Raw genomic sequence first — 18,693 nt, forward strand, 5'->3', positions numbered from 1 at the left:
GTTTCGATCAACTTTTTCTGAATTTGGCTGGCGTCATCCCGCAATGCTTCTTGAACACTTTATTGAAATAGTAATATTCCACGTACCCGGTCTTGATCGCAATTTCCTCAATCGACAATTGCGTTTGCTTCAGGAGCTTGCGGGCTTTTTTGATTCGGAGCTCCGATATATATTCGGAGAAGGTTTTGCCCAAATTTTTCTTGAACAATTGACAACAATAGACCTGATTGATGAAGAATTGGGCGGACAAATCCTTCAGATACAATTTCTGATCAAAGTGACCGTCGATGTAGGCGATCATCCGGTTAAAGCAAGACAGGATGTCCCCTTCCTGCATGGAGCGGCTGTTCCCTTCCCTGATGGAGGCGAGGACGTCGCGCAAAAAGCTGCACAGCGATTCAAAGTGTTCGAATCGGTCCTTGATCTCGGCATAATTCAGAAATTCCAGCTCCATATCCTTCAATTCCATCGCATAGGCGTTGGTTAGGATCCCGACTGCCTGATTCCACAAATGGACGACCTCGCACATGCCCAGACGGTGATCCCGGAAGTAGTCCTGCAGCCCATTCATATACGCATCGATGTCGTCGAATTGATTCTCCTGAATGATGCGATAGATCTCGTCAATACAGGGTTTCACCAGATGGAGCTTGGGCTCGTAGAGAACGGCGCCTGCAGTTGCATCTAGGAAAGCCTGCGAGGCGGACAGATCTGCTTCTTTAATCAGCTTGCTCATCTGGTTAAGCTGGCACCCGACGCTGCTGATGCCCACGGTATGGATGCCAGATTGGACGAGCGTATCCCAATGGCCTTCCAAACAAGCGCTATGCTCGGTCATCAGCACAATCAGCCTTTTGCTGGCTCCAGCTTCGACTTCCATTGCATAAACAGGCTTTCCCTCCAATGACAGCAGCTTCCCGAAATCCTTATGCTCCCCTTCGAAATGGATGGCAAGCACCCGGTAATAGTAGACCGCCGCATCGTCGGAATGCGGTAGAAAGCGCTTTAATTCCTTCTTATCCGAACAGGTCAGCGCATCCAGAAGGAGGTGATTGCGCGCGGTCCTTCGCTGGGAGAAGTGCATGGCCAACTTCGCCATGAACTCATCCGCCGCATCGATATCAAGCGGCTTCAGGAAATAATTCAATGCCCCGTGGCGCAGCGCTTCCTGCGCGTATTCGAATTCCGCATATCCGCTAACGATGACGAACTCAATGTCGGGGTCTTGTTCTTTGGCCCGCTTCATCAGATCCAGTCCGGATATGTCCGGCATCCGGATATCCGTAAACACCAAATCGGGCTTCGTTTCTTTTATCGCATCCCATGCTTTGTAAGCGCTTGTAAACTGTCCTGTGATTTCAAAACCATGCTTATCCCAGTCAAAGGCGTTGCGGATTCCTTTAATCGCCCACGACTCATCATCTACGATCATGACCTTGTACATGGGGTTCCTCCTGAACCTATGGATTTCTCCGAATATAGCAAAGCTGCCTTGGAATAGCAAAAGAAATACGGATAAACCATGGTGAAGCGCAATCGATGGCTTATCCGTATGCGATGGATTATCTCTTGTTGGCTATAATTTCTCTGTAATTCTTGATATTCTCATCTTGGACAGCCTTACCGCCGGCGTCCATATATTCTTTCACCAGCTTGTCGTACAAGGCGTCGAATTCTGCCGGCTTAGCCACGATAAGTCGATCCGTCATTTGTTTGTTCATATCGCCTAGCGTTTTGCCGTACTTGATATTCGCTTCGTTCGGGACGCCATAATAGAAGCCGGTATAGCCGTCTGTCGTATTGATTCGGTAGGCATCGATAGCTAGTTTCTCATAGCGCTCTTCCCCAGTTGCTAACGCTGCCGCATACGTTCTGACATTCTTCTCGGTGTCGCCCAGCTCTGCGCCGTTCACAATGAGCGTATAATCCAAATTCAGATTGCTCATTTGCATATTTTCGCCGGTCTGCGCAATCCCTTGCGGGATGCCGTTCACCAGCTTGTGGTTGACGCCTTCTTCGCCGAACTGCAGGAAGAACAGCACTTCCGGGTCCGCCATCCAGTTCAGATACTTGATCGCCAATTCCGCATTTTTGCTGCTTTTCGGAATGAAGGAGAACAGCCCGTTCTCATTGTACACCTCTTTCAAATATTTCCCTTCGTAGTTTTTGAACGCATCGATCGGAACAAAGTTGGCCTCCGGCGCATTTTGCTTCAGCGGATCGCGAATTTTTTGCAGCAGCGGGTAATCCCAGTTGGCCGCGTAGAAGCCTACTTTACCGTTCGTTACATCGGCATCCGCTTGCTTGACTGTCTTGTCTAGCGCAAAGTCGGGGCTGATCAACTTCTCGGCGTACAATTTGTTCAGCCATTTGAACGCCTCCTTGTTGCCGGGCTTCAGCCAGCTGGTGGTGGTCACGAATTCCTCCTCGGACATAGGGCCCCAGAAGGATGGGAACAAGTTGCCGAAGCCGTAGTTCATGCCGGATGCCGCGGTCGCCCACGGAATGACACCGTTTACATTTCCGGGATTCTTGTCGCGGAAGGCAACCAGCGCCTCATATAATTCCTCCTGGGTCGTCGGAACAGGCAGGCCCAGCTTATCCAGCCAATCCTTGCGGATAAACATGCCGCTCCAGGCAAGCAGCGTCCGCTTGGCAGGGATGGAGACTTGTTTGCCCTCATAGGTCCCGTAAGACAGCACTTTGTCGCCCAGGTAAGCCTTCAATTGCTGGCCATGCTTCTCCAACAATTCGTCCAGCGTATAGAGGCCTTTGTTTTTGGCGAAGCGGGTTACGGTGGTGCCGTCATAGGTAAAGGAAATATCCGGAGCTTCGTTGGCCGCCATCAACACGTTCAGCTTGTCGACCTCCTGGGAACGGGGGACAGGGACAAATTTGACGATCGCGTTATTGGGCTTGCCGAAATGTTCATTGACGTATTTGGTCCACGTGTTGTTGTTCAAGTCCGGCTGTCCCTGTATTCCCCTGTCGAACACTTCCACCGTCAACGTTACAGGAGGATCGGAAGGCGCTGGCGATGTACCGCTCGTTGCCGCCGGAGCGGTGTTGTCGTTATTGCCACAGCCTGCCGCAGCACTTGCCAGAAGCACGGTACTAAGCAGAATTGCCGCTTTCTTCTTCATGCCCGTATTCACGCTTAACCACCCTCTCAACATGTATAGGATATCATCCATCCGCTTAAACCCCATGCATCGTAAGATCCATCTTCCAACAGCCCGGCGATCACCCCTTTCATCCTGATCGGGATCGGGGTCCCCATTAACCTTTGATCGCTCCGGTCATCACGCCATCGACGAAATACTTTTGCAGCTTGGGATAGATCAACAGGATCGGGATGGTCGTAAACATCACGCTGGCCGCTTTCAGCGACTCCGGCACAATGTAGGCGCCGACGCTTCCTTCGCCTCCTTGTTGGCTATCCAACTGCTGATTGGCCGATATGATCTGGTACAGCTTCATCTGCATCGGATACAAATTTTTGTCGGTAATGTAGAACAGCGCATCTTGGAATCCGTTCCACCTGTCCACCGCATAGAAGAGACTTAAGGTGGCAATCGATGGCAGCGAGAGGGGAAGCACGATCTTGAGGAGAATGCCCATATCCGAACATCCGTCAATGGCAGCCGACTCCTCCAGACTCTCCGGAAGATTGGTGAAGAACGTCTTCAGGATGATCATGTTGAACACGCTCATGGCGCCCGGCAGAACCAAACTCCACATCGTATTCATCATGCCGAGGTTCTTCACCAGCATATAGGAAGGAATGAGACCGCCGCTGAAGTACATCGTGAAGACCAACGCCGACAACATAAAGTTTCTTCCCATCAGCCGCTTCTTCGTTAACGGGTACGCTGCGCAAATGGTCAGGAACATGGCCGCCACGGTGAATACAATCGTAAGCACGATACTGTACCCCAGCGTGTACAGCATCTCCGCATCGCTCAAGATCGTTTTGTACGTTTCCACGGTGAAGTCCACCGGCCACAGCCCCACCCTCTGGGAAATAATCGCTTCGTTCGAGCTGAAGGATAGCGCGATCATGTAGAGGAACGGAACGATACAGGTGAAGGACAACGCCGCAATACATGCCATGATCACGATATCCGCTGCGCTCGTTTTGCTCTTCTTGCCCGCATTGCTCGCCATGCTTACCATATCCCATCCTCACCCAATCTCTTCGCAATATAGTTCGCCGCAACCAGCAGGATAAGGCCAACCACAGATTGAAACAGCCCTACCGCCGTTGCCTGGGAGAAGTCCCCCGAGCTAATACCAACCCTGTAGACGAACGTACTGATCACATCGGAGTAGTCGCTGACCAGGGAATTCCCCATTACGAAGGGACGATCGAACCCGATCGACACCATCCGGCCAATTTGGAGAATGAGCAAAATATTGATCGTGGCCTTAATGCCCGGCAGCGTAATATGCCACATTTTGCGCAGCCGGGTGCAGCCATCCATTTCGGAGGCTTCATACAATTCCTTATTGATTCCGGTCATGGCCGCCAGATAGATGATCGTGCCCCATCCGATATTTTGCCATACGCCAACGGTGATATAAGTGATCAACCAAGGGATTTTCTGCGATAGAAACTCGAGTTTCTCGAAACCGAGGCTCGACAGGAATGTGTTGACCATGCCGGTGGTAGAGAACATCAGATAGACCATGCCGCCAATAATGACCCAGGACAGGAAGTGAGGCAGATACAACACGGTCTGGGTGATCTTCTTGAATCGGGCCAGTCTCACTTCATTGAGCAGAATAGCCAGCAGTATAGGCGCCGGGAATCCCGCGACCAAGTCCAGCACATTCAGGAGCAGCGTATTCTTGAGCGCCCGGTAGAAGCTGTCCTGCTGGAAAATAAACTGAAACACCTCGAGTCCTACCCATTCGCTCCCCCTGATTCCTTCGAAAATGTTGTAGTCCTGGAAGGCCATAACGACGCCGTAGATGGGGGCATACCGGAAGATGAGGATATACGCAAAGGGCAGCAGCAAGAGACCGTATAACCATGCGTCTCTTTTGATATTGCGCAGAAATTTGTTATTCTTCCTTATGGCGGCGTACTCTCGAGATGGGTCTAAAACCGCTTTCATTTCTCGCATCCCTCCGGTCGTAATAAGGAGCTATCTTGTTCTCATTATATCTGCCTGCGGAATTTAGAAAATGTACTCCCTTAAATGAAATTGGTAATAACTTAAAAGAGCGGGAACGGCTTGGATATGAAAAAAAACCAAGGAGCGGGGCGGAACAAACCGCTTGGCGCCTTGGTTTACGTGTATACTATACCTAACAGCAGCGAATGTAATGTTCTCTGACAGAGCCCTGCATTCGCTTGACGCAATTGGAGGATGTCATGTCGAAAATCAAAATCTTTGCAGGTACGTCTAACCCGTCCTTGACCGCCGCGATTTGCGAAAATCTCGGCGTCGCGCAAGGACAAGTCCAACTCTCGCGGTTTAAGAGCGGCGAGATTTATGTTCGATATTTGGAGCCGCTTCGCACGTGCGACGTCTTCCTCGTCCAATCGCTCTCCCACCCGGTGAATGATCTGTTGATCGAGCTGCTGGTCATGATCGATGCGGCCAAACGCGCTTCCGCGAAAACCATCAACGTGCTCATCCCATACTTTGGCTATGCGAGACAACTGCAGAAGGTTGCGCCGCGCGATCCGATCTCCGCCAAGATGGTGGCGGACGTCTTGACCTCCGTCGGCGCAAACCGCGTCATCACGATGGATTTGCATGCGGACGCGATTCAAGGCTTCTTCAAAATTCCCGTCGACCACTTGACTACGCTCGATGTCCTTACCAAGTATCTTATGGAAGCCAACATTCCGAGCCCCGTCGTCGTTTCCCCGGACGCCGGGCGCGCCAAGATCGCGGAGAAGCTGGCGGAGAGCCTCGACGCGCCGTTCGCGATCATGCTGAAGGAACGCCATAAGGCAAGGCCCCCGGAAGAAGCGCATGTCATCGGGGATGTACGCGGCCGAACGCCGATTATCATCGAGGACATTATCGATACCGGTAGAACGGTACTCGAAGCCGTAGCGGCCTTGAAGCGGCAAGGCGCGAACGAGGCGTACGTCTGCGTGGCACACGGTCTGTTCTCCGGCGGCGCGTTGGACAAATTGCATCAAGCGCATATCCAAGAGATCGTCGTCACGAATACGATCGAGCAGACGCCGGAGCGGCATCCGAAGCTGCGCGTCCTCTCCGCTTCGCAGCTCCTTGCGAACGCGATTCGCATTATTTACGAGGGCGGATCGATCGACACCCTCATGCACAGTCCCCGTTAACCCGCCGGAACGGGCATCACGTCGGAGTCGGCTCAGCGACAGCATCAAATGGAGCTGCCGCGGGGTCAGCTCTAGCACTTGGCATTTATCCATGCTCCTTTTCATATTTATATCGTAGTACGATACAAGTTCATGGTTTCCGATCCCTTGTTGCCGCTCACATTTAATGACACGATGCCGTTGGCTTTGGCTATGCGATTTGTCTTCAACATCCTATGTAAATATGGAGTTGGTTTGATGAGAGCAGACGAGATTCTGAGAAACATTTCCTTTGGATTACTGTTTGCTATTCTTGCTATTGGTCTCTTACCTTTTTTAGTCGTCTATTGCTTTGCTGAGACCTACGGTTTAGTTGAATTCTACGAATGGGGAGGGGTATCGGCTCTCTTCGTGCTTCCCAGAATGAAAAAGAAAGAGAAGAAAGCCAAGCAGACTCTATAGCAGAGCACGGAGGCGACCGTGTGGCTGGTCGCCGCTGCCTCTGAAGAGGCTATCGCCGTAATCTATAAAACGCTACTGACATACCGGTGTCAGTAGCGTTTTTTTATACTCGGAGATCGCGACGCAAATTAAGCCGACTTCCGCCACGAGACGGGATTCGGCTTATATCCGGTGTTATCTTCCCATTCCGTTTCGACTCATTCACCTAGTTGTCATCGTCTTTGGGAATCGTTATATAGTAGGCGGGAACTAGCAATCCGACAAGCACCAAAGCAAGCATACCGAAGAAGTAAAGGTATATGGCCATTGCATCCATTATTTCACGCCTCCATTCAATGTTTGACCGCTCGGATAGGTTTTATCGATCGGTTCCATGTCCAATGCGCCCTTTACAAGAATACCCATTACAACGATCAGCGCTGCGTTGAATCCCATGATTACGAACACAACTTCCATTTCCCCCACTCCTTAGTCAAGGTTGAAATTTATTATTGCCGCCCACTTAAGCTCTTTCTAAAACTATTGTAGCCCTACCTCGACGTCAGGGATGTGATGAATATCACAATCGAAGATAATTGTAGAAACGGCGCTTTCATTGAACTGCCGTGCCCTCAATGAAAATGGAAACAGCGGCAGCCTTAGACGTAATCGTCCAAGACTGCCGCTGCTTATTAAACTAAAGTTCTCCGGGATTAAGGTCATCTCGGTCGAATCAAAATCAGCGCATAACATCCATCTGCTAATCCTTTTGAAGCGCAAGCTCGAAAAGGGATATGCAGTAACCAAATCTCCGTTCGTTGAGCGATGTGCAATTAGTTTTCACGGATATGGTTAAAATAATTCATCTTCACGACCGGAAACGGGCTGATAGTTGAACGCACGATCCTAATTATCAATACTGCTACTGCGGATACATTCGCTGTCTTAAATGAGTTCGGACGTTTGAAGCAGCCGATACATAATCGCCGCCACTTCCGCTCGCGTGATATCCTCTTTCGGCGCAAGCTGCATGCTGCTGCGGCCCGAAACGATACCGGATTGCACGCTGTCGGCCATACTGCTCAGCGCCCATTCGGACGCGCTTGCCGCGTCGTTATAGGAGTGGAGCACATCGGCATCCGATTGAACAGGGCGTTCAGCTTTTAATCCCGTCAATGCCATGGCTCTTGCGATCATAACCATCGCTTGTTCCCGGGTAATCTTGTCATTTGGCCGAAACGTCCGGTCTTCTAAGCCGCTGATCAGCTTGTATGCATAAGCCGTGTTTACTGCGCTGCTGTACCAAGCCGATTCGTTGACATCCGAGAATGCGCCCGGGCCTTGTTCGAGCTTCAACCCCAAAGCACGGACCAAGATGGCGGAGAACTCGGCGCGCGTGATATCTTGGTCAGGGCTAAACTTGCCATTATCCGTACCGTTGAGGATGAACCGCGAACCTAAATCATTAACCACGGATTTGGCCCAATGGTTCGTTACATCGCTGAATTCCACAGGGTGCGAAACGATGGCGTACGTGCTGTTCGTCAAGCTGTTCGCCGCTGCATAGTACTTGCCATCGGCCATTACAAGCTTGGTCGGTACATGACGAACCGTCCCGTCCGGTTCAATGACGACCCCCGTCGTCATTTGGTTCGGATCCACGCCTTCCGGAATCGCAATGCTGCGCTCCACGTAAGCGTCAAATTTCGATACTTCGACGGCGGCGTCTTCATAGATTGCTCTTACATTGAATTCGACCGCCGGCGCGATCAAGGTTAGACCTTCGTTCGCCGACGCTTTGTCCACGATCTTCATCGTTTGATCTGAAGGTGCCGCAATTTCAACTTGGACCTTAATATCCGCCAAGGATACCGCATTGCCAAGTTGGCTGGATACGGAACCGATATTGATTTGCTCGGCTGGCAGGGTATAGGTCGCCGACTCTGTTTTGATTTGCAGAATGGCCTCTTTGTCTTCCATGCTTTTCACCATTTGGCCGTTGAGCTCGCTGATGACGATATCGGATTTGGCGCTGACCGGAATCGTGAGCACCGCGTGCTGTCCTTCTGTGGCTAGCATGTTTTCCAGCTTTTGCTGATCAACCGCCGTCGTGATGACGGTTTGGTTATTCAGCGTGCTTGTTGTAGCTGTTCCTGCATTCTCCAGCTTGCCATTGACAAGCACATTCATCGAGGAAGTCGAGCTGCTGTTAATGCTTGTGCTTGTGCTTGTGCTGCTACTGCTGCTACCGCTACTGCCTCCCTTACCCGAACTTGGGATCACTTTATTGGATTCCGCGGAAGGCGCGCTGCTGCCAATAAGATTCACGGCTTGAACCGTAAACGTATAGCCGGTCCCGTTGTTCAAACCGGTAACGGTAATTGGACTGGATACACCCGTAACGACGGTGTTTCCTGGCGAAACGGTCACCTTATATCCGGTTATAGGGCTCCCGCCATTGTCGGTCGGGGCTGTGAATGTAATCGTTGCTTGTTTGTTGCCGGACGCTGCTTTAATATTCGTCGGCGCGGCCGGAACGGTAGCCGGCGTCGCCGCTGTTACCACTTGCGTGACGGCAAACGAAACACTCGTCATATTGTCCGCCGAAATCGTCACGGTCGCTTCATACGTTCCAGCTGGCAAGCCGTCCTTTGCCTTCACCGTGAAGCTTGTTGACGGCGTGCCGCTATTTAACGTAGACGACGTTGGCTGCATAACTTCAAAGTCAGCCGCATGAGTGCCGCTCAGCTGGGCTGACAGGTTAAGCAAATCCCCCGTACCGGTTTTCGTGACCGTAATGGTTTTCGTCTCCTGCGTTCCGGAAGCATAGCCTTCCGTAAGCGGGGCGGCCGTTTGATCCGCAAGGGATGCAATCGTATAGGTACTCCCCGACCCAGACCCGGTTCCTGCGCCTTGAGAACTCCGATTCAAGGTTACGGTATACGTCTTCAAGGTTCCGTCTGCAGCCGTAACTACGGCCTTCAGCACATTCGTCCCTGGGGATAGCGGAATATTATACTTGGTTGAAGTGACATCGTTATTACCCAAGTAGATTACGGGAAACGTTGCCAAATAAAGGTCATCATTCATTGCGTTCGCCGATAAGCTGGTCTCATTCGCAGGAATGTTTGCCGTATACTCGGTAATGTCGGGTTTAAAGGCAGGCGTTAACGTAACCACGTCCGACGGCGTTGCCATCCTGAGCGAACTCAAATACGCGTTGTGGCTTGGACCGGTCACTTGCTTGAATGAGTTGGATCCCCAACCGAAATAAGCGTTATCGCTTAGGATCGCCGCATTGTGAACAAAACCGGCAGATACTTTAGTCACGTCGGCAAGTTCGCCAGGGACTGGCATAAGCGGGCTGCCATTGCTTGACCCCCAAGTGACGACCGTGCCATCGGATTTTAATGCAACCGTGTAATCCCACTTTGAATCCACCGCGACGACGTCGCTTAATCCTGCCGGAACAGCTACGCTCTCCGGCCAGCGTCCGCGTCCCCATACGTCGACGGTACCGTCCAGCTTGACGCCGACCAAATGGGAATAACCGCCTGCGATCGCTTTGTATTTAACGCCTTGCGGCGGATTGTACTCCCCGCCGTTCGGATTCATGCCGAATACAACGACCGATCCGTCCGCTTTCAACGCCATGCTGAAGTTGCTCCCTGCATCGATTGCAACCACATCCGTCAATCCGTTCGGAACCGTGGACTGATTGTATACATTATAGCCCCATGCCACTACGGTCCCATCTTCTCTTAGGGCCAGCGTATGGTAATCTCCGGCGGAAATCGCTTTGACATGGGCTGTCGCGGGATCCTTCAATTCCGCCGGGACATTAAGCACCCCATAATCCTCGCCCCCCCATGCTACGACGGTGCCGTCTGTCTTCAATGCCACCACGTGCGTTAATCCGGTGGTGACTGCCTTCACGCCTGTCAACCCGGCTGGCGGCACCGTCACCGACTGATAAGTATAACCCCAGTAGCTGAGCGTTCCATCTTCCTTAACGCCGATCGTAAACGGGTTATAGCTGCCTCCTGCGGCTACATCGATAAATTTGTGCGTGCCTGGCATGACGATGCCCCTGACTTCTCTGGTGTAAGACAAGTCGGAGGACGAATCCTGGCCAACAGCCACGATATAGGCCGTATAATTGACATCCTGAGACAGCCCCTTGATCGTAAGCTGCGCTCTTTTGTTGACTACCGCTTGATGCCCGTGAATATCGAATCCGGTCCCTTCCACGATACTTTGGCCTGTCGGCTCCGTTTGATCGTAGGTGCCCGTCGGCACCACGCCATAATACACCTCGGACGCCACGCCGCTGTAATCGCTTAGTTCTACGGCAATATTCACGGCGTTGCTCTGCGTATAAATGCCGTCTGAAATCTCGGCTCTAGAAATGTAAGGCGCCTGGGCATACACGCTGCCGGGCAAGCTTACTTGCAGCAGCAACGCAAGCCCGATCATGCTGCCTAGCAATCTCTTTGTCTTCCTCATTCGATTACCGTCCCTCTTCCGATGTTTGTGCATTCTTAGCTGATAGTAGAGCGGTTATTGCGATCCTCCCAGATATCATTCCTTCTTTCAAGCGAATCACATCGTAACTCTATCACACTCCTAGTCCAAAAAGCTTTTGGTAAAATCGAACTTTGTCAAAAGCCGAGTCTCTGGATTATTCTAAACCTATCTAGAGCCCGTTCTTTCTAAGCGGATCTTGCAAACCAGGTCAGTCAACATGAAAACAAGAAGGAGTCAACTATGGGACTGCTCACGATCAAAAGAACAAAGAATCCGTTTTATGTATTGGTTATTGTTAGCCTCATCCTGAATGCCGCTGCCTTTAGTTCCAACGCCTATGCCGCGTCAAACACGTTCACCGGCGAACTGGTGAACGGAGATAACATGTTCAACCGGTGCGATGTGTACGGTCTGGATGAGGACACGACCAAGGTGTTCAACAGCGTGGACTTGGCCGCTTGTACGCCGAGCTCGGGTCAGTACAACTACTTTACGCGAGACATTACGCCGACCGTCACGGGGAATTATACCCTCTCGGTATCTTCAGCCACATTTGATACGGGAACAGACGGTTATGGTTATTATGATGACAATACTGGAGACGGCAGGCCGGCGTATGATGACACGACCATGTATGTGTACAGTCATTTCGATCCCGCCCGCCCCTTAGACGGCTTGCTTTGGGCGAATGATGACCGGGCATTCGTTGGAGGTTACTCGAACGATAACGACTTTAAGTCCCAGCTCCCCAATATTCCGCTTACCGCGGATACGACCTATACCGTCGTCATCACGAGCTTCGCCGCAGGGATCAACGGAACGATCAACAGCGAGGTGACCGGCGACGGTTCCGTTATCATTAGCGCTAACGCCTATTCAGCGGATGTAGCCGCATCGCCGTCCGCTAACCCTGCAGGGGGCGCCGTTGCCTCCGGTACTAGCGTCGCGTTGTCTACCGCTACGGCGGGTGCGTCCATCTACTACACGACGGATGGAAGCATGCCAACGGCAAGCAGTACGCTCTACAGCGCGCCCATCCTAGTTAACGAGGCGATGACCGTGAAAGCGATCGCCGTGAAATCGGGATTAACGAACAGCGACGTGATGACGCAAAGCTACACGATCATCGCCCCGCAGAACAGCTCGATCGCCCCGACAACGGGCGGGTTCGACAAGAACGCCTCGAACCAAGCCGATGTCGCGACTGTGATGACGCTGAACGGGAACAACCTGAGCAGGATCGCCAACAACGGGGACGATCTGGTCCTTGGCACGGATTATACGGTGTCTGCGAATACCGTCACGATCAAGAAGGAATACTTGGCCCAACTGTCGACCGGAACCGCGACGCTGACATTGAACTTCAGCGCAGGTTCCGCGCAGACGCTGACGATTACCGTAACCGATACGACGCCTGCGCCTCCGCAGAACAGCTCGATCGCCCCGACAACAGGCGGGTTCGACAAGAACGCCTTGAACCAAGCGGATGTCGCGACCGTGATGACGCTGAACGGGAACAGCCTGAGCGGGTTCGCCAACAACGGGGACGATCTGGTCCTTGGCACGGATTATACGGTGTCCGCGAATACCGTCACGATCAAGAAGGAATACTTGGCCCAATTGTCGACCGGAACCGCGACGCTGACATTGAACTTCAGCGCAGGTTCCGCGCAGACGCTGACGATTACCGTAACCGATACGACGCCTGCGCCTCCGCAGAGCGGTTCGAATTCGTCGTCATCGTCTTCTTCGCAGGGTAATGCGCAGCTGCCTGTTGTAAGTCCGGCGGGTACAACGAACACAGGCGTTAACATTCTAGTCAATGGCAAGGTTGAGCAAGCAGGTACCGCAACGACGACTCAGTCGAACAATCAAGTCGTCATTACGGTAGCCGTCGACCGAAAGAAGCTGGAAGAGAAGCTTGCGGCGGAAGGCCAAGGCGCTGTCGTCACGATTCCCGTCGATACCAAGTCCGATGTGATCGTCGGCGAGCTTAACGGTCAAATGGTGAAAAATATGGAGCAAAAGCAGGCGGTTGTGGAGATCAAGACAAAAAATGCCACCTACACGCTGCCGGCTCAGCAAATTAATATCGATTCGATCTCGGAGCAAATCGGACGTGCCGTAGAGCTTCAAGATATCAAAATCCAGATCCAAATCGCCACGCCATTGTCGAATACATTACAAATCGTCAATAGCGCGGCAGCACGGGATAAATTCGCTCTTGTCGGGCTGCCGGTCAATTTCACGGTAAACGCCGCCTATGGCGATACTCAACTTGAAGTGTCCAAGTTCAATGCTTATGTGGAGCGTACCATTGCCCTCCCGGAAGGAGCAGACGCCACGAAGATCACCACGGCGGTTGTCGTGGAACCAGACGGAACCGTTCGTCACGTGCCTACGAAAGTGGTTGTAATCGATGGCGTGTATTACGCCAAAGTGAACAGCTTAACGAATAGCACGTACTCCCTGGTATGGCATCCGCGCGAATTTGCCGATGCGAATGGGCATTGGGCGAAAGACGCCATCAATGATATGGGTTCAAGAATGATCGTGAACGGCTTGGAGGATGGTTCGTTCCGGCCGAATCAGGATATGACCCGGGCTGAGTTTGCGCAGATGATGGTTCGCGGACTTGGTCTGAAGCTTGAGAACGGCAAAGCGCCGTTCGGCGATATCAACGAATCCGACTGGTACAACGAAGCGGTTAAGACGGCTGCCGGTTACGAATTGATCAACGGGTTTAAGGACGGGACTTTCCGACCGCAGGATAAGATCACGCGCGAGCAGGCGATGACGATCCTTGCAAGGGCCATGAAGCTCAGCGGGCTTAAAGATAAGCTGCAGACAACGAACGCCGATACCCTGTTGTACCCATTCAAGGATTCGGGGGATGTCTCGGCTTGGGCGAGAAGCAGCGTAACGGAAGCGCTGCAATCCGGCATTGTTACCGGCAAAAGCAACCAAATGCTTGACCCCCAAGCCAACATAACCCGGGCAGAAGTTGCGGTCATGATTCGTAATCTGCTAAGCAAGTCCGGATTGATTTAAACGGATAACGTCCTTGCCGGGCGTACAGGAGAAGAGGGGGCCGACTCAATAGGGTTAAAGTAAATGCTCTCTAACCCCTAAGCTTCCCTAATCACAAAAAAATGGCGTTACAGGGCCTTATCCCTGTAGCGCCATTTGCCGTTTTCGGTCCACTGCCGCTTTCTTCAGCAGATTATGGGCAAGCGAAAGCCACCCGCGTAGACGATGATCTTCGTCAGCATTTTGGGATGGTAACTGTCCCGGCCCCCGCCGGGGTAGGCTTTGGTGAAGATTTTGTTTTGATATTTTACATAAGGTTACCCTGAACGGAGAGGACGCATGATTCTGGAGAAGCGTTAGCGTTCGCCTTTGTGAGCGGATTCCTACCTTCACTCATTACACTCAGGGAATCCGGGAACAACAGCGATCGGAAGAACATGCGACCGCGCAGTGGATGCAGTAACCCAAACATTGTATTTAAAAAAGGAGGTGCCCCAACGTTATCTTTTTGATGACTTTTGGGACAGCTCCCTCAGGCTGTCGAGGAAGTCTCGACAGCCTTTCTTATATCCTATCCATTTAAAACGACACCGATTTTCTCTCAAACCAACCGTATTGTTAAAGGTGCCGTACCTATTTCGCAGCCTTCAACATGGAATAAAATTGATCATTGAAATGCATTTCATTGGTATATATTTTTCTCAATAAGCCCATACACTTGTCGATCATTTCCTTGGTGAACTTTTTGGAATTGATGGCTTTAGTCGCATATATCCTTACTAACTTCCAGTCATCAATAATTTGGTCCAATAACGGGTCAATTGTAGTTTTCGTATGAATAGGAAGCGTTTTGTACTTATAGAGCATATGTAATCTATATTTCTCCGAACATTTTCTATAAATCGTACTGCTTAGTGTTTCTATAATAGTTTCATTCGTAATAATGTCTTCAAAGTGCTCCGCCAACAACAATATACTATTCAAACCTTCAACTATTTCATTTTGATACCTGAACATGTTTGCTATAAAGGCATGGATATTGGTTTGTGCAAGCTTGTTGTTATTCGAGGGATTAGGATCAGCGGGAGACTCTAGTACGTATTCCCAAAAATAGTTCGGCATTTTTTCGTGCTCCGAACTCAAGCAAGAAATTTTAAATTCCGAGAATGGCAAGGCGTATCGCGTGTATTCCGTAATATCATCAACCGTATAGATGTCCTGTTTAGTAAGATTGAAGCCATAGACAAAAACAGGATGCAGTCCATGACTTTTGTTATAGTAAAATTCCCGCCCGCGTTGATAAAATAAATCAATAAAAATGGATATCGGATTACCATTGGAAATAGAGCGTATGATTTCCTCTTGCAAGGCATCTAATTCAGGAGATTTTTTGCGAATAGAGATCCCCATTTCCTCAAGTATCGTATCCCACTCTTTGAGATCCAACACTTCCAGCTTGAAGTACCCTTTTCTTTTCGTTTTTTGTTGATCGAATCGATAAATAGTCACGACATTATTTAATATCGCCAGCTCATCTTTTTTATAATAGTTCGCAAGCGTTAATAGCAAGTTGTAGCCACAATTAAAATAAGGGAAATTATGATGAGGAAACATTTTTTTCATCCCGTCGAATGGTTGGAAGGTATCCAGAGAAACAATGTCCTCCATAAATTTCTCCTCCTATAAAAATGATTAAAGCCAGATCACCTCTTAATAAGGTTCATCATCCGGTATTGCCGCCTGCCATCCTTCATCTCTTCATATTTCCTCGAGCCGGGCAATGCGATGAAATCGTCGATGTCCCCAATATTGGCGCTCGCGTTGGCGTTGTTCGCGATCCCTTGCGCGCCCGTACGCTGCTTGGCGTTCTCGTCGCACGATAGAAGGACATTCGGGGTCACATCCTGGTTGCGGATTACGGACAGACCCGCTTCCTCCATCAGCCTCACGTTCTGCTCGACCTGTTCTTCCAGCATCAGCTCCGTATACAGGAATACGCCGCCATGTCTCAAGATCCGGTACACCTCTTCATAGAATCGCGCTCGATTCGGATAGGCATGCGCGGATTCGATATTCAACGCGACATCGAAACTATCATCCGCGAACGGGATATTTTCGGCATCGCCGACGAGGAAGGAAGCTTCCGTCAGCTTGGATTTGGCACTGCAATAGGCGATATTCGACGGGCAGATGTCAAGACCGACAAGGGAGAGCGGCTTGAAATATTTATGCAAAGCCGCTATATTCCCTCCCCTGCCGCATCCGATGTCGATGACGTCCCGCTCCCGGATCGCCGTCCCGCCCGCTACCTCGAGCAGCAGCTTGACGGAATTGCGATTCCATACCTCGTCGGGTTCGATCACGGCATGCTGCTCATTCCCTATCGGGACGTACCCATAGTTTAAAAATGTCGCGAACCGCCCTATGCCGGAAAGCGCAAGGGAATTCGCAATCTCGGAATAATCTCGAATCTCGCCCTCTTTACGCTTCCAATCGGAAGGGCGGTCAACCTGCTCGCGCCGGTCGAGCATCGATACATAACGATGCTCGATCGTATAAGCCGCTTGGCAGCGGCGGCATTGCAGAGCGGTATCCGATTGGGCCAGTTCACCCTTGCAGCTGGAGCATACCAACTTTGCAAGCAGATGCTGTAACATGGCTATCCCCCATCATCGCTTCTCATACGTCACTCACGGCCGGCTTGCCCATTTGATTCAACGCGTACACATTGTAGTAATCCGGGATGTTCAAGTCTTCGTAGTAATCGATCAAGACATGGAAGCCGTTGGTTCGGAATATGTTCTCGAGCCTGCCGATCTGCTCCCCGTCCAGTCCGTGTACCTCCATCACAATTTGCTTGATTTTCCCCCAATCTTCCGGATGGATGCCTTCCAGCACCTCGAACTCGCTTTTTTCCACATCGATTTTGAGCAGATCAATCTGGTTCAGATCGTATTCGCGGATCATTTCGGAGATCGTCGTTAGCTTGCATGAGTAGATCTGTTCATTAAGGAACTTCGGCGTCATCAAATGATCGACAAACCGGTTCAGCACGCGCGGATCGGCAAAATCGTCCCGGTAATGGTTGATTAATCCGTATCGGAGATCTTGATCGTGGTTCTCCCGGTATTTGATCTGGACGGAATCCGTCGACATCGTAGGGAAATAGGCAAACTCCGCTTCCTTGATCTCGTTGGAAAGCCCGACGTTAACCGTCGTTACGCCAGGCAGCGAGCTCGTATTCATCCTCAAGAGATTAAATGTCGGAGGGAGCGGCTCAAAGGCATATACCCTGCAGTTGCTCTTGCTGCTGACGAACAGGGTAAACATGCCGATATTAGCCCCGACGTCCAGGACCGTGCCGTTATCCGGGAGCGTAATGCCGTGCTTGAAATACATCTCCTTGCGGAAAATCTCGTTGTAGAGGAACTCGGTCTCGCCTTCGTTGTTTTGATAGATTTCGATCCCGTTGGGCAGCCGTTTCTTTGCGATAGCCCTTGTCTGCGACAGATGGCGCTCATGCTCCGTTCTGCTCATTCGAATCCCCTTCTCCTCGATCTGTTTATTGGGCATTTCGCTAACTGCTGGCGCTTTCATAGCGTTTGACGGCCAGCTTCCAGAACAGCCTAACCGCGATAAGCGATAAGACCGGAGCTGCAAAAATCCATATACCGAGGAACACATTCAATCGCTCGATCAAATAAACCGACGGCATGTTGACCATGAACAAGATCGGCACGACATACAGCCCGATTCTCCGCAGCCATTTGGGATAGATGTACATGGGCATATTGTTCAAGTCCCAGCATTTGTCGAGCATGTCGAAAATCGCGCCGGATTTCACCGTCCAGAAGGCCAGCAGCTGCGGAACCAGAAGCACCGCATACATCACGACCGTGCCGCTCAAGATCGCGCCGATATAACCGGCCAGGTGGATAAAGCTGGGTTCGATGTCCAGACGCCGCCACGCCAGCACGACCATCGTAATTCCGGCGATCAGGTTCGGAATCGGAAACGCGTAGTTGACATGGCGGAATGATATCATGAACTGCAGCGAAAGCGGCTTCGTCATATACAAGTCCAGCGTCCCGTTGCGGATATGGCCGGCGAATCGATAGAAATTATCCATGAACAGCCCCGTATAGATCGCGATCATGATCGTATAGGTCCCGGTGAAGATCATCATTTCGTCCGGGGAGATCCCGTTGATTTCGATCCCGAGATGGAACACAAAGAAGATATAGATCAGCTTGGAAAACAGAAATACGGTCTCCATGATCAAGCCGGAGTAGAAATTCGCTCTGTATTCCATGTAACCGACCAAGCTGTTCTTGGCGAAAATAAAAAACATGCGCACATGCTTCCGGATCTCCGTTAAGCTGACAATCACCGAC

13 protein-coding genes are annotated in these 18,693 nt (G+C 51.1%); 3 read left to right on the forward strand and 10 right to left on the reverse strand.

Going from position 1 to position 18,693, the window contains the following annotated elements:
• Positions 1-7: 7 nt before the first annotated feature.
• The 4 genes from ACFFSY_RS33525 to ACFFSY_RS33540 all read right to left on the reverse strand — a co-directional run bounded on the left by ACFFSY_RS33525 (position 8) and on the right by ACFFSY_RS33540 (position 5,120).
• Positions 8-1,444, reverse strand: coding sequence for a response regulator (locus ACFFSY_RS33525; protein ID WP_377502706.1), 1,437 nt, complete (start codon positions 1,442-1,444; stop codon positions 8-10).
• 118 nt (positions 1,445-1,562) lie between these two features.
• Positions 1,563-3,176 carry an extracellular solute-binding protein gene (locus tag ACFFSY_RS33530; protein WP_377502708.1) on the reverse strand — a complete coding sequence of 538 codons (1,614 nt, stop codon included), beginning with the start codon at positions 3,174-3,176 and terminating at the stop codon, positions 1,563-1,565.
• Positions 3,177-3,279: 103 nt separating this feature from the next.
• Positions 3,280-4,176: a carbohydrate ABC transporter permease gene (locus ACFFSY_RS33535; RefSeq protein ID WP_377502710.1), complete on the reverse strand. Its 897-nt coding sequence runs from the start codon at positions 4,174-4,176 to the stop codon at positions 3,280-3,282.
• A complete protein-coding gene (locus ACFFSY_RS33540; protein WP_377502712.1) occupies positions 4,170-5,120 on the reverse strand; it encodes an ABC transporter permease in 951 nt (316 codons plus the stop codon). Before ACFFSY_RS33540 ends, ACFFSY_RS33535 begins: the two co-directional genes overlap by 7 nt.
• Before the next feature lie 260 nt (positions 5,121-5,380).
• Here ACFFSY_RS33540 and ACFFSY_RS33545 point away from each other — a divergent pair, with 260 nt between their 5' ends.
• Together ACFFSY_RS33545 and ACFFSY_RS33550 are read left to right on the forward strand one after the other, a co-directional pair.
• Positions 5,381-6,322: a ribose-phosphate diphosphokinase gene (locus ACFFSY_RS33545; protein ID WP_377502714.1), complete on the forward strand. Its 942-nt coding sequence runs from the start codon at positions 5,381-5,383 to the stop codon at positions 6,320-6,322.
• A 237-nt stretch (positions 6,323-6,559) separates the two neighbouring features.
• The gene (locus ACFFSY_RS33550) at positions 6,560-6,763 is read left to right on the forward strand and encodes a hypothetical protein (RefSeq protein ID WP_377502716.1); all 204 of its coding nucleotides are present in this window, start codon (positions 6,560-6,562) and stop codon (positions 6,761-6,763) included.
• 315 nt (positions 6,764-7,078) lie between these two features.
• Here ACFFSY_RS33550 and ACFFSY_RS33555 read toward each other — a convergent pair whose 3' ends face one another.
• Together ACFFSY_RS33555 and ACFFSY_RS33560 are read right to left on the reverse strand one after the other, a co-directional pair.
• A complete protein-coding gene (locus ACFFSY_RS33555; protein ID WP_377502717.1) occupies positions 7,079-7,219 on the reverse strand; it encodes a hypothetical protein in 141 nt (46 codons plus the stop codon).
• Between the two features lie 468 nt (positions 7,220-7,687).
• Entirely contained in the window at positions 7,688-11,248 is a 3,561-nt protein-coding gene (locus ACFFSY_RS33560) for an S-layer homology domain-containing protein (RefSeq protein WP_377502719.1), read from the reverse strand.
• A gap of 261 nt (positions 11,249-11,509) precedes the next feature.
• Between ACFFSY_RS33560 and ACFFSY_RS33565 the strand changes: the two genes are divergently transcribed.
• On the forward strand, positions 11,510-14,320 hold the full coding sequence (locus ACFFSY_RS33565; protein WP_377502721.1) for a X2-like carbohydrate binding domain-containing protein: 2,811 nt from the start codon (positions 11,510-11,512) through the stop codon (positions 14,318-14,320).
• Between the two features lie 612 nt (positions 14,321-14,932).
• Here ACFFSY_RS33565 and ACFFSY_RS33570 read toward each other — a convergent pair.
• The 4 genes from ACFFSY_RS33570 to ACFFSY_RS33585 are packed head-to-tail and all read right to left on the reverse strand — an operon-like array spanning position 14,933 to position 18,689.
• The gene (locus ACFFSY_RS33570) at positions 14,933-15,967 is read right to left on the reverse strand and encodes a hypothetical protein (RefSeq protein ID WP_377502723.1); all 1,035 of its coding nucleotides are present in this window, start codon (positions 15,965-15,967) and stop codon (positions 14,933-14,935) included.
• A 35-nt stretch (positions 15,968-16,002) separates the two neighbouring features.
• The gene (locus ACFFSY_RS33575; RefSeq protein WP_377502724.1) at positions 16,003-16,956 is read right to left on the reverse strand and encodes a methyltransferase domain-containing protein; all 954 of its coding nucleotides are present in this window, start codon (positions 16,954-16,956) and stop codon (positions 16,003-16,005) included.
• A gap of 22 nt (positions 16,957-16,978) precedes the next feature.
• A complete protein-coding gene (locus ACFFSY_RS33580) occupies positions 16,979-17,836 on the reverse strand; it encodes an FkbM family methyltransferase (RefSeq protein ID WP_377502726.1) in 858 nt (285 codons plus the stop codon).
• Positions 17,837-17,876: 40 nt separating this feature from the next.
• Positions 17,877-18,689 carry an ABC transporter permease gene (locus tag ACFFSY_RS33585; protein ID WP_377502728.1) on the reverse strand — a complete coding sequence of 271 codons (813 nt, stop codon included), beginning with the start codon at positions 18,687-18,689 and terminating at the stop codon, positions 17,877-17,879.
• Positions 18,690-18,693: the final 4 nt, after the last annotated feature.

The sequence above is a fragment of the Paenibacillus aurantiacus genome (assembly GCF_042431225.1).
Classification (GTDB): Bacteria; Bacillota; Bacilli; order Paenibacillales; family Paenibacillaceae; genus Paenibacillus_Z; species Paenibacillus_Z aurantiacus.